The organism is Peptoniphilus grossensis ph5 (assembly GCF_000311825.1).
GTDB classification, from domain to species: Bacteria; Bacillota; Clostridia; order Tissierellales; family Peptoniphilaceae; genus Peptoniphilus_A; species Peptoniphilus_A hominis.
In genome coordinates this window covers 196,529-208,737 of the sequence record NZ_HE978566.1, presented here as the reverse complement: position 1 = coordinate 208,737, position 12,209 = coordinate 196,529, and the positions used below count along the sequence as shown (strand labels likewise).

Annotated in this window: 7 protein-coding genes; all 7 read right to left on the bottom strand. The window is 35.9% G+C overall.

Translation table 11 applies throughout. The features are described 5' to 3' along the window. Positions 1–17: 17 nt before the first annotated feature. Positions 18–2,093: an elongation factor G gene (gene fusA, locus HGPG_RS00960; RefSeq protein ID WP_019124176.1), complete on the bottom strand. Its 2,076-nt coding sequence runs from the start codon at positions 2,091–2,093 to the stop codon at positions 18–20. A 15-nt stretch (positions 2,094–2,108) separates the two neighbouring features. Beyond that, positions 2,109–2,579 (bottom strand): 30S ribosomal protein S7, encoded by a 471-nt coding sequence (rpsG, locus tag HGPG_RS00955; protein WP_019124175.1) that lies wholly within the window; start codon positions 2,577–2,579, stop codon positions 2,109–2,111. Between the two features lie 92 nt (positions 2,580–2,671). Continuing rightward, on the bottom strand, positions 2,672–3,085 hold the full coding sequence (gene rpsL, locus HGPG_RS00950; protein ID WP_019124174.1) for a 30S ribosomal protein S12: 414 nt from the start codon (positions 3,083–3,085) through the stop codon (positions 2,672–2,674). A 192-nt stretch (positions 3,086–3,277) separates the two neighbouring features. Then, positions 3,278–3,886, bottom strand: a complete 609-nt coding sequence (locus HGPG_RS00945; RefSeq protein WP_019124173.1) for a hypothetical protein — start codon at positions 3,884–3,886, stop codon at positions 3,278–3,280. Then, positions 3,874–4,518: a hypothetical protein gene (locus HGPG_RS00940; protein WP_019124172.1), complete on the bottom strand. Its 645-nt coding sequence runs from the start codon at positions 4,516–4,518 to the stop codon at positions 3,874–3,876. The genes HGPG_RS00945 and HGPG_RS00940 overlap by 13 nt, the downstream gene beginning before the upstream one ends. Before the next feature lie 159 nt (positions 4,519–4,677). Next, positions 4,678–8,268 carry a DNA-directed RNA polymerase subunit beta' gene (rpoC, locus tag HGPG_RS00935; protein ID WP_019124171.1) on the bottom strand — a complete coding sequence of 1,197 codons (3,591 nt, stop codon included), beginning with the start codon at positions 8,266–8,268 and terminating at the stop codon, positions 4,678–4,680. Between the two features lie 37 nt (positions 8,269–8,305). Continuing rightward, positions 8,306–12,046 carry a DNA-directed RNA polymerase subunit beta gene (rpoB, locus tag HGPG_RS00930; protein ID WP_036731149.1) on the bottom strand — a complete coding sequence of 1,247 codons (3,741 nt, stop codon included), beginning with the start codon at positions 12,044–12,046 and terminating at the stop codon, positions 8,306–8,308. Positions 12,047–12,209 lie beyond the last annotated feature (163 nt).

Genomic DNA, 12,209 nt, shown 5'->3' with positions numbered 1-12,209 from the left:
ATTAATCCTCCTAATTATTAGTTTTTCTTTTTATCTCCAACTACTTCTTCAGCTATTGATGCAGGTACTTCTTCGTAGTGATCAAATTGCATTGAGTAGTTAGCTCTTCCTTGTGTGTTTGAACGAAGGCTAGTTGCGTAACCAAACATTTCTGCTAGTGGTACATAAGCTGTAACGATTTGAGCTCCAGCTACAAGTTCCATGCCTTCCATTCTTCCTCTTCTTGAGTTGATGTCTCCGATTACATCTCCCATGTATTCTTCAGGAGTTGTAACTTCAACCTTCATCATAGGTTCAAGAAGTACTGGGTCTGCCTTTGCAAGAGCATCTCTAACTGCCATAGAACCGGCAATCTTAAATGCCATTTCAGAAGAGTCGACTTCGTGATAAGATCCATCATAAAGAGTTACCTTAACATCAAGAACTTCGTATCCACCGATAATACCTGATTGAAGTGCTTCTTCAATACCTTGTTGAGTTGGTCCAATAAATTCCTTAGGAATAGCACCACCAACAATGGCGTTTTCAAATACAAAGCCTTCACCTGGTTTATTAGGTTCAATTCTAATCTTAGCGTGACCATATTGTCCACGACCACCTGATTGACGAGCATATTTAGCTTCGCCTTCAGCTGCCTTCTTAATACCTTCTCTATAAGAAACTTGAGGGTTACCAATGTTTGCCTCAACCTTAAATTCTCTTAAAAGTCTATCAACAATTATGTCAAGGTGAAGTTCACCCATTCCTGCGATAATTGTTTGACCAGTTTCATCATCAGTATATGTTCTGAAAGTTGGATCTTCTTCAGCAAGTTTTGCTAAGGCAAGAGCCATCTTATCTTGAGAAGCCTTTGTCTTTGGTTCGATTGCTACAGAGATAACTGGTTCTGGGAATTCCATGTTTTCAAGAATTACTTGATTCTTTTCATCACAAAGAGTATCACCAGTAGTAGTGTCTTTAAGACCTACAGCTGCAGCGATTTCTCCTGCATGGATTTCTTCGATTTCTTCTCTCTTGTTAGCGTGCATTTGAAGAATTCTTCCGATTCTTTCTCTCTTGCCCTTAGTTGAGTTCATTACATAAGAACCAGCTTGTAAAACTCCAGAGTAAACTCTAAAGTATGCAAGTTTACCAACATATGGGTCAGTTACAATTTTAAATGCAAGTGCTGAGAAAGGTTCATCGTCTGAAGAGTGTCTTTGAACTTCATTTCCATCTAAGTCAACACCATCAATTGAAGGTACATCAATTGGAGATGGAAGATAATCAATTATTGCATCAAGAAGAAGTTGAACACCCTTGTTCTTGTAAGAAGAACCACAAGATACTGGAGTGATTTCTACTGCAAGAGTACCCTTTCTTATTGCTTTTTTAAGAAGTTCCTTATCGATTTCTTCTCCTTCAAGATAAGCCATCATTAAATCTTCATCAAATTCAGAAGCTTTTTCAATTAATTTTTCTCTATATTCATTTGCTTGGTCTAAATATTCTTCAGGAACATCAGTAATTTCGATTTCCTTACCAAGTTCGTCCTTGTAAATTTCTGCTTTCATTTCAACAAGGTCAATCATTCCAATGAAAGTATCTTCTGCTCCCATTGGGATTTGAATTGGAATAGGGTTACCATGTAATTTCTTGTCAATTGTTTGAACTGATCTAAAGAAATCAGCGCCAGTAACGTCCATCTTGTTAATATGAGCAATTCTTGGAACATGATACTTGTCTGCTTGTCTCCAAACAGTTTCAGATTGAGGTTCTACACCACTTTTTGCATCAAAAAGTGCAACAGCACCATCAAGTACTCTTAGAGATCTTTCAACTTCAACTGTAAAGTCAACGTGTCCCGGAGTATCGATAATGTTAAGTCTGTAGCCCTTCCAGTGTGCAGTAGTAGCTGCAGAAGTAATTGTGATACCTCTTTCTTGTTCTTGTTCCATCCAGTCCATTTGTGCTGCACCTTCGTGAGTTTCACCGATTTTGTGAATCTTACCAGCGTAGAAAAGAATACGTTCAGTAGTAGTAGTCTTTCCAGCATCAATATGGGCCATAATACCAATATTTCTATATTTCTCTAATGGTATTTCGCGAGCCATAAATTCCTCCCCTTATTACCATCTATAGTGAGCAAAGGCCTTGTTAGCTTCTGCTGTTCTATGCATTTCATCTTTTCTCTTAACGCTTCCGCCTAGTCCGTTAGATGCATCAAGGATTTCTTTTGCAAGTCTTTCGTGCATTGTCTTTTCGCCTCTAGCTCTTGCGTATCTAACTAACCATCTAAGTCCTAGTGTTTGGCGTCTTTCCGGTCTAACTTCCATTGGAACTTGGTAAGTAGCACCGCCTATTCTTCTGCCCTTTACTTCAAGTACAGGCATTACATTATTAAGTGCCTTGTAAAATACTTCAAGTGCGTCTTCTCCAGTTTGTTCTGCAATTGTTTCAAGTGCTCCATAAACAATTCTTTGAGCAGTACCTTTTTTACCGTCAAGCATAACATTGTTTATAAGCTTAGTGATAACTACATCACTGTACATTGGATCAGCCATAACTTCACGTTTTTGGATATGTCCTTTTCTTGGCATAACTTCCCTCCTTAACTATTTTTCAGTCGATTCATTGGTACTCAGGTTGAGCCCGTAAGCCAAAAATCTATAAATTCTCGTAAAAAATTCTATCAATTTTTAGGTTTCTTAGTACCATATTTAGATCTAGATTGCTTTCTATCAGTTACTCCAGCTGTATCAAGAGTACCTCTTACAATATGGTATCTAACACCTGGTAAATCCTTAACTCTTCCACCACGGATTAAAACAACACTGTGTTCTTGTAGGTTGTGTCCGATTCCTGGAATGTAAGCCATAACTTCGTATCCATTTGTCAAACGAACTCTGGCAACTTTTCTAAGAGCTGAATTCGGTTTCTTAGGTGTTACTGTTCTTACTGCAACACATACTCCTCTTTTTTGTGGAGAATTAACTTCAGTTTCAACTTTTTTAAGTGTGTCATAGTTTACATCAAGAGCTGGTGATTTAGATTTACTGTGAATTTTCTTTCTACCATTTCTTACTAATTGGTTAATTGTAGGCATTAATTGCACCTCCTGTTTTAATAATAGTATCAGACATTTCAAAGACTACCCAGTCTTAGGTAGTCTTTCCGTCTCAAATACTCATCAATTTTATCATTACAAAGCCATTAAGTCAACAAAAAATATGATAAATTGGCGAATTCATCATATTTTTTAAAATTATCTTTAGTTTTTTGAAATTTTTACTAAAATTTACATTAATCTGTCGAGATAAAAATCAAATCTATTGATGTTTATAATATTATAGATTGTAAATCCTGTAAAAATTATAATAAATAAAATTTGTAGAATGATAAAAACTTTTCTGTAAGTGTCCTTTTCCACAAAAATTTTAGATAGTGATTTTTTTGACAAATAATAGCTAAGCCATAATATAACTAACACAAAGCATGACAAAACTATTAAAAATTCGTTTTTTGCGAAGTAATTGATTTTATGACCATCTTCAAGTGTCATAAAAAATATTAGTTGATATATTATAAGAGTAGCCTGAGCAATAATTGTCGTTATTTTATAAAGTCTTGGGTCGTCTTTGTACTTATTTTTCAAAATATCTTCTGTGTAAGTTCTGTAAACAAAATATGCCACAAGGCCAAAAATTGCAAAATAGATATATAGCTTTTTTTGACTAAAAACAATGCCAATCCAAAAAGACACCATAGTAAAAGCATATATATAGTCTTCCACTATAGTGCTACTTTCAGTTTCTATTCCTCTTTTTTCTTTATATCTATAAGTTAATGGAATTATTGAAGATATAAGTATGGCTGGTATAAAAAATAATAAAATTAATGATTCCATGATTCCTCTCCTGATATTTCTTGATAATTTTCTCTTTCTAAATAAAAATCAATGCGGTTGATGTTTTTTATGTTGTAGGCACTTCCTAAAGCCAATATTAAAATCAAAATAATCTCTGAAAGAATAAAAGCCCTTCTCCAAATATCTTTTTCAAATAAAATACTTTTTAAAAGTCTCAGGTCTAAAATTATTTTAATGTAGGCTAAAAAAAGAGTTGAAACTATTAAAATTTTTCGAAAGTCACTTTTGCTATATGAATAAATAGTAAGCCCATCTTTTAATTCTAAAAAGCTAAGGCTTGCTATTAATATAAAGGAAATTGAAATAAATAAAACCCTCCACTTAGACTCATTTTTATTTTCCAATAACTTCTTTCCCCTTTTGCTCTCTGTGTAAAGTTTATAAATAGCCCAAATCACAAAATAAACAAAGGCGCTGACAAGAATTGTAAGCCCAAGATTTTGACAAACTTTAAAATAATATTCTAAGATTAAAAAATTTGTTATTAGGAAGGAATATATTATGTCATTCTCAGAATCTTTTTCTTCTTTCTTATTTTCTCTTATGTAATCAAAAGTGACTAAGGCTGACGCAAAAATTGCCACTAATACATATGTTGATAAGTCACTCATTAATTCACCTCAAAATCTTTTATTAATAAATAAAAACTTTTCCTTCTTAATTTATTATAGCACCCCCGCCATAAATTTTTAAAGTTTTTCCTTTAGGTAATGAAATATAAAAAAAGTAGGCTGACTAATCAACCTACTTAAAATTTATTTTTATATTTTTTATTCTTCTTCTGCTACAGGTTCAAGTTCAACTTTTACATCTTCTTGTGTTATTACTTCAGAGTCTTCAAGGATATTGTAATCTTCCTTTAGGCTTTCGTCGATTCCAATTTGTACCTTGGAATTTATACGAGCGCCTGTACCTGCTGGTATAAGTTGTCCGATTATAATATTTTCCTTTAAGCCTTCAAGCATATCTTCCTTGCCTTTTATTGCTGCATCTGTAAGAACCCTTGTTGTTTCTTGGAAGGATGCTGCTGATAGGAAGGAATCTGTTGCAAGTGATGCCTTTGTAATTCCAAGAAGATTTACTCTTGCAATTGCTGGCTCCTTGCCTTCTTCCTTTGCTTTCTTATTTGCTTCTTTGTAGTCAACTACATTAACAAGTGAGCCTGGAAGTAAATCTGTGTCTCCCGCATCTTCGATTTTGCACTTTGATAGCATTTGTCTTACTATTATTTCAATGTGCTTGTCGTTAATGTCTACACCTTGAAGTCTGTAAACTCTTTGAACTTCCTTAACGATGTATTCTTGTACACCCTTTTCGCCTTTTACTCTTAGTAAATCTTGTGGATATACAGAACCTTGTGTAAGTTCGTCCCCTGCTTCAACTTCATCGCCTTGTTTAACTTTAAGTCTTGAGCCATAGACGATGTTGTAAGAGTCAACTGTTCCATCTTCTGCAGTTATAAGAACTTCTCTCTTCTTGTTTGTTTCTTTAATGTCAACAAGACCGCCTCTTTCTGCAATTACTGCAAGTCCCTTTGGCTTTCTTGCTTCGAAAAGTTCTTCAACTCTTGGAAGACCTTGAGTGATATCTGCTGCTGCAGCTACACCACCAGTGTGGAAAGTTCTCATTGTAAGTTGTGTACCCGGTTCACCTATTGATTGAGCGGCAATTACACCAACTGCTTCTCCAATGCCAATGTGAGAACCTGTTGCTAGGTTTCTGCCGTAGCAGTGGGCACATACTCCATGTTTAGCCTTACATCCAAGAACTGATCTTACCTTAACTTCTTCTATGCCAAGTGATTCAATTAAAACTGCGTCATCATCAGATATAACTTCATTTGCCTTAACAATAACTTCTCCGCTTTCTGGATTTATTATATCTTCGAAAGAATATCTTCCTTCGATTCTGTCAGCAAGGGATTCAATTAATTCCTTGCCATCTTTAAAGGCTCTTGCCACTAAATATTCATCAGTTTCACAATCTTCTTCAGATACAATTACTTGTTGTGAAACATCTACAAGTCTTCTTGTCAAATATCCAGAGTCGGCAGTTCTTAGGGCTGTATCGGCAAGTCCCTTTCTGGAACCATGGGCTGACATGTAGAATTCAAGTACAGAAAGACCTTCTCTAAAGTTTGAAGTGATTGGAACTTCAATTGTTCTACCTGAAGGTGATGCCATAAGTCCACGCATACCTGCAAGTTGTCTGATTTGGTTCTTTGAACCTCTGGCTCCTGAATCTGCCATGATGTAGATGTTATTTAAAGCATCAAAGCCATCCATTACATCGTCAGTTAAGTCATCAGTTGCCTTGTTCCAAATTTCAATTACCTTTTCATATCTTTCTTCATCAGAAATAAGACCTCTTCTAAAGGCTTTTTCGTATTTAGCAACTTCTTTTTCTGCATTAGCTAAAAGTTCTGGCTTAGTGTCAGGAATTTGTACGTCACCCATTGAAATAGATACAGCTCCAATAGTTGAATAGTGGTAGCCTGTAGCCTTGATGTTGTCAAGTAGCTCAGCAGTTTTTATATTTCCATGTTTTTTGTAAGTTTTTTCAATTATTTTACCAAGAAGTTTTTTGTCTACAACTTGGTCGATTTCAAGAGAATATTTGTCTTCATCTCTATTTACAAAACCTAAGTCTTGTGGGATAAATTCATTTACAATAAATCTACCAACAGTTGATGGGACAATTTTACCTCTCTTGTCATTTTCATCAGCATATCTTCTAACAGATACATGAGATTGTAGGTGTAAAAAGCCTGATTCATAAGCGTGGAACATTTCATCAAAGTTTCTATAAATTGAGCCATCGCCCTTTAATTTATCTTTTCTATCAAGAGTTAGATAGTAGGAACCAAGAACCATATCTTGAGTAGGAGTAGTAATTGGCTTACCATCCTTTAGTGCCAAGATATTATTTGTTGAAAGCATTAGTAGTCTTGCTTCAGCTTGTGCTTCTGTTGATAGTGGCAAATGGACAGCCATTTGGTCGCCATCAAAGTCGGCATTATAGGCTGTACAAGAAAGTGGGTGAAGCTTAATAGCCTTACCTTCTACTAGAACTGGTTCAAAGGCTTGAATACCAAGTCTGTGAAGTGTCGGTGCACGGTTAAGAAGAACTGGATGGTCCTTAATAACATCTTCAAGTACATCCCAAACTTCGTCTTTTCCTCTTTCAACCATTCTCTTTGCTGACTTAATGTTATAAGTTAATTCTCTCTTTACAAGTTCTCTCATTACGAAAGGTTTGAAAAGTTCAAGAGCCATATTCTTTGGAAGACCACATTGATAGAATTTTAAATCTGGACCAACTACGATTACAGAACGACCAGAATAGTCAACTCTCTTACCAAGTAAGTTTTGACGGAAACGACCTTGTTTACCCTTTAACATTTCTGATAAAGATTTAAGTGGTCTGTTTCCAGGACCTGTAACAGGTCTTCCACGTCTTCCGTTATCTATAAGAGCATCAACAGATTCTTGTAACATTCTCTTTTCATTTCTAACGATAATGTCTGGAGCGTTGATGTCCATTAACTTTTTAAGTCTGTTATTTCTATTTACAATTCTTCTATATAAATCATTTAAGTCACTTGTTGCAAATCTGCCACCGTCAAGTTGTACCATTGGTCTTAAATCTGGTGGAATTACTGGGATTGCATCAAGTATCATCCATTCAGGCTTGTTGTCTGATTGGATGAAGGCATCTATTACTTCAAGTCTTCTTGTGATTCTAATTTTCTTTTGTCCTGTTGCATCTTGAAGTTCTTCTTGAAGTTCGTCATTTTCCTTTTGTAGGTCAACTTTTACAAGAAGGTCTCTTATGGCTTCTGCACCCATCTTGGCAGTAAACTTGTCGCCATATTCTCTTTTGAACTCTCTATATTCAATTTCTGAAAGAAGTTGTTTTTCATAAAGAGTTGTTTCGCCTGGTTCAACATAGGTTACAACATAAGATGCAAAGTAAAGAACTTTTTCAAGAGCTCTAGGGCTCATGTCTAGCACAAGACCCATTCTTGAAGGTATGCCCTTAAAGTACCAAATATGTGATACTGGAGCAGCAAGTTCAATATGACCCATTCTTTCACGACGAACCTTAGCCTTTGTGACTTCAACGCCACATTTTTCGCAGACTACTCCCTTGTATCTTACTCTTTTATATTTTCCACAGGAACATTCCCAATCCTTAGTAGGTCCAAATATTTTTTCACAAAATAGACCTTCCTTTTCAGGTTTTAATGTCCTGTAATTTATAGTTTCTGGTTTTTTTACTTCGCCATAAGACCATGATCTGATCTTTTCTGGTGAAGCAAGTCCAATTTTTATTGAATGGAATAATTCATGTTCGCTCAAGGAGCACTTCTCCTTTCTTATTAATTAAAATAACTAATTAATCTTCAGCTTCATCGGATTCATCAAAATCGTCTTCTTCGTCATCTTCATCTTCGAAGAAGTGACTGTTTTCAAAAGACTCAACTTCGTCATTGGAAATTGTTCTGATGCCAATATTTGCAGTTCCTGTGTGTTCAATAAGTTCCTTTATTTCGTCATCTGTTTCAGTATTTTTGTCGTCAATGTTGTCGATCTTTATTAGTTCATCTTCATCAACTTCAAGGTCAACTTCATTTCCATTTTCATCAAGTACTTGAATTTCAAGAGCAAGTGCTTGTAATTCCTTTATTAAAACCTTAAAGGATTCAGGAACTCCTGGTTGTGGAATATTCTCGCCCTTAACAATTGCTTCATAAGTCTTAACACGACCAACAATGTCGTCAGACTTAACTGTAAGCATTTCTTGAAGAGTATGGCTGGCACCATAAGCTTCTAGAGCCCAAACTTCCATTTCTCCAAATCTTTGTCCACCAAATTGTGCCTTACCTCCAAGAGGTTGTTGTGTAACAAGTGAGTAAGGTCCAGTAGAACGAGCGTGGATCTTTTCATCAACTAAATGGTGAAGTTTTAACATATACATGTAACCAACAGTTACAGGGTGGTCAAATTCTTCTCCAGTTCTACCATCTCTTAGTTGAATCTTTCCATCTCTAGAATATCCAGCTTCTTCAAGTGTATCGAAAATGTCATTTTCGTTGGCACCGTCAAATACTGGAGTGGCAACGTGCCATCCTAGTTTTTTGGCAGCAAGTCCCAAGTGAACTTCAAGAACTTGTCCAAGATTCATACGAGAAGGAACCCCTAGTGGGTTAAGAACAATTTGGATAGGTGTACCATCTGGCATGTAAGGCATATCTTCCTTAGGCATTACCCTAGAAATAACCCCCTTGTTGCCGTGACGACCACACATCTTATCTCCAACTTGAATCTTTCTCTTAGTAGCTACAAAAACTCTCACCATTTCATTTACGCCTGGTTGAAGTTCGTCGCCATCTGATCTATTAAAAGTCTTTACATCTACAACAATTCCTTGTTCACCATGAGGAAGTCTAAGGGAAGTATCTCTTACTTCTCTTGCCTTTTCACCAAAGATTGAACGAAGAAGTCTTTCTTCTGCAGAAAGTTCAGTTTCACCCTTTGGAGTTACCTTGCCAACAAGGATGTCTCCTGGCTTAACTTCTGCACCAATTCTTATGATTCCTCTTTCATCAAGGTCTTTTAACATATCTTCGCCAACATTAGGAATATCTCTAGTGATTTCTTCAGGTCCAAGTTTTGTATCTCTTGCTTCAGATTCATATTCTTCAATGTGAAGTGAAGTTAGTACATCGTCAATTACAAGTTCTTGACTTACAAGCATGGCATCTTCATAGTTGTATCCTTCCCAGTTCATAAAGGCTATTAGGATATTTTTACCAAGAGCCATTTCACCTTGGTCTGTACTTGGTCCATCGGCAATGATTTCGCCAGCTTCTACAGAGTCGCCAGCCCTTACTATTGGTCTTTGGTTAATTGTAGTGCCTTGGTTTCCGCCCATGAATTTGTGTAATTTATAAGTGTCAATGCCCTTGTCAAATTCTCTTTCGATTTCAATGTGAACGGCATCAACTTTTTTAACTCTACCCTTGTTTTTAGCAACTACTACAACACCTGAGTCCTTAGCTGCTCTATATTCAATACCAGTTCCAACAACAGGAGCTTCAGTTTTTAATAGAGGTACTGCTTGACGCTGCATATTGGCACCCATTAGGGCTCTGTTGGCGTCGTCGTTTTCCAAGAAAGGAATCATTGAAGTACCAACTGCAACTATTTGTTGAGGTGAAACGTCCATGTAATTTACATCTTTAATGTCAAATATATCGGCATTACCACCGTGACCTCTGGCTGCAATTCTGTCTTCAACGAATTTATTATTTTCATCAAGACTTTCGTCAGCTTGAGCTATGATTTGTTCGTACTCTACATCGGCTGTTAGATAATCAATTTGGTCAGTTACAACTCCGTCAACAACTTTTCTATAAGGTGTTTCGATAAAACCATAATCGTTAATTCTTGCGTATGTTGTAAGTGATGTTATAAGTCCAATGTTTGGACCTTCTGGTGTCTCAATAGGACACATTCTTCCATAGTGTGAGTTATGGACGTCACGCACTTCAAATCCAGCTCTATCTCTGCTTAACCCACCAGGTCCAAGTGCAGATAACCTTCTCTTGTGTGTTAATTCTGATAGAGGATTGTTTTGGTCCATAAATTGTGAAAGTTGTGAAGAGCCAAAAAATTCTTTTATGGCAGCTGTCACAGGTCTAATATTTATTAGTGATTGTGGTGTAGTTGCGTCAACATCTTGTACTGTCATTCTTTCACGAATAACTCTTTCCATTCTTGAAATACCAATTCTAAATTGGTTTTGAAGAAGTTCCCCAACGGATCTAATTCTTCTATTTCCAAGGTGGTCGATGTCGTCAACTGAGCCAATATTATTCATAAGTCCAAATTCATAATTAATTCCTGCGATAATATCGTCAATTAAAATATGTTTTGGAGAAAGTTCCTTGTGAGCTTTTACAAGTTCATCTTTGAATTTTTCTGTATCTTCTGAATATTCTTCGTAAAGCTGGTCAAAAAGTGGTCTATAAACTTTTTCTTTAAAGCCAAGTTCTTCCATGTCGAAGTCAAGTTCATAAGCATCGACAAAAGTAAAGTTGTTTCCTATTACTATTGTCTTATCTGTTGCATGTTCAAAGTTTTCGTCAGTCTTTATAAGAACTTGGTTTACACCAGCTGCTTCAATTTTTTCAGCCTTTGCTCTAGTGAGAAGTTCTCCTTCTTCAGCTAAGATTTCACCAGTCATTGGGTCTATTATGTCTTCTGCAGGAATATTGTTTTCTATTCTTGCGCTGATGCCCAACTTTTTGTTGAATTTATATCTTCCAACCTTTGCAAGATCGTATCTTCTGTCGTCAAAAAACATATTTTCAAAAAGTGACTGTGCTGAATCAATTGTAGGTGGTTCACCTGGTCTTAACTTTTTATAAATTTCAAGTAAAGCTTCATTTTTATTAGTAGTAGTATCTTTTTCTAGTGTCTTTAAAAGTGCTTCACTTTCGCCAAGAACATCAATTATCTCTTGGTTAGATTCAACTCCCAATGCTCTTAATAGAATAGTTATTGGGATTTTTCTAGTTCTGTCGATTCTTACATTAATTACGCCTTGAGCATCAGTTTCGAATTCAAGCCAAGCTCCTCTATTTGGAATAAGTGTTGCCGAATAGATTTTTTTGCCTGTCTTGTCTCTTTCTTCTTTGTAGTATGCCCCTGGACTTCTTACAAGTTGTGAAACTACTACTCTCTCTGCTCCGTTAATTACAAAAGTTCCAGTAGGTGTCATAAGAGGAAGGTCGCCCATAAAGACTTCTTGTTCCTTAACTTCTCCCGTTTCACTGTTGATAAGTCTTACCTTTGCCTTTAATGGCGCAGAGTAATTAGTGTCTCTTTGTTTAGATTCGTCAATATCATATTTTATCTCATCAGATAAATGATAATCGACAAACTCCAAAATTAAATTACCTGAGTAATCCTCGATAGGAGATACATCATCAAATACTTCCTTTAACCCTTCTTCAATTAACCATTTGTATGAAGAAGTCTGCACGTCAAGGAGATTTGGTAGTGACATAACTTCGTCTACACGAGAAAAACTCATTCTCTCACGTTTCCCATATTTAACAGGATGTACCATTAATTTTCTCACCCTAGCCTTTCAAATGAGTGTATCAAATTAGAGTACAAATCACCACTCTAATTATTATTATGCAAATAGGTATTTTATCATTTTTTGACATAACTTGCAAGCTTTAAAACAAAAAAAATCCTGCCCTTTGGCAGAATCTTTTTTTTAAGGC

What these genes read in the sequence shown, in the direction of transcription:
- rpoB (WP_036731149.1), bottom strand. Translation starts at nt 12,046, where the DNA reads ATGGTACATCCTGTTAAATATGGGAAACGTGAGAGAATGAGTTTTTCT.
- HGPG_RS00940 (WP_019124172.1), bottom strand. Translation starts at nt 4,518, where the DNA reads ATGAGTGACTTATCAACATATGTATTAGTGGCAATTTTTGCGTCAGCC.
- fusA (WP_019124176.1), bottom strand. Translation starts at nt 2,093, where the DNA reads ATGGCTCGCGAAATACCATTAGAGAAATATAGAAATATTGGTATTATG.
- rpsG (WP_019124175.1), bottom strand. Translation starts at nt 2,579, where the DNA reads ATGCCAAGAAAAGGACATATCCAAAAACGTGAAGTTATGGCTGATCCA.
- rpsL (WP_019124174.1), bottom strand. Translation starts at nt 3,085, where the DNA reads ATGCCTACAATTAACCAATTAGTAAGAAATGGTAGAAAGAAAATTCAC.
- HGPG_RS00945 (WP_019124173.1), bottom strand. Translation starts at nt 3,886, where the DNA reads ATGGAATCATTAATTTTATTATTTTTTATACCAGCCATACTTATATCT.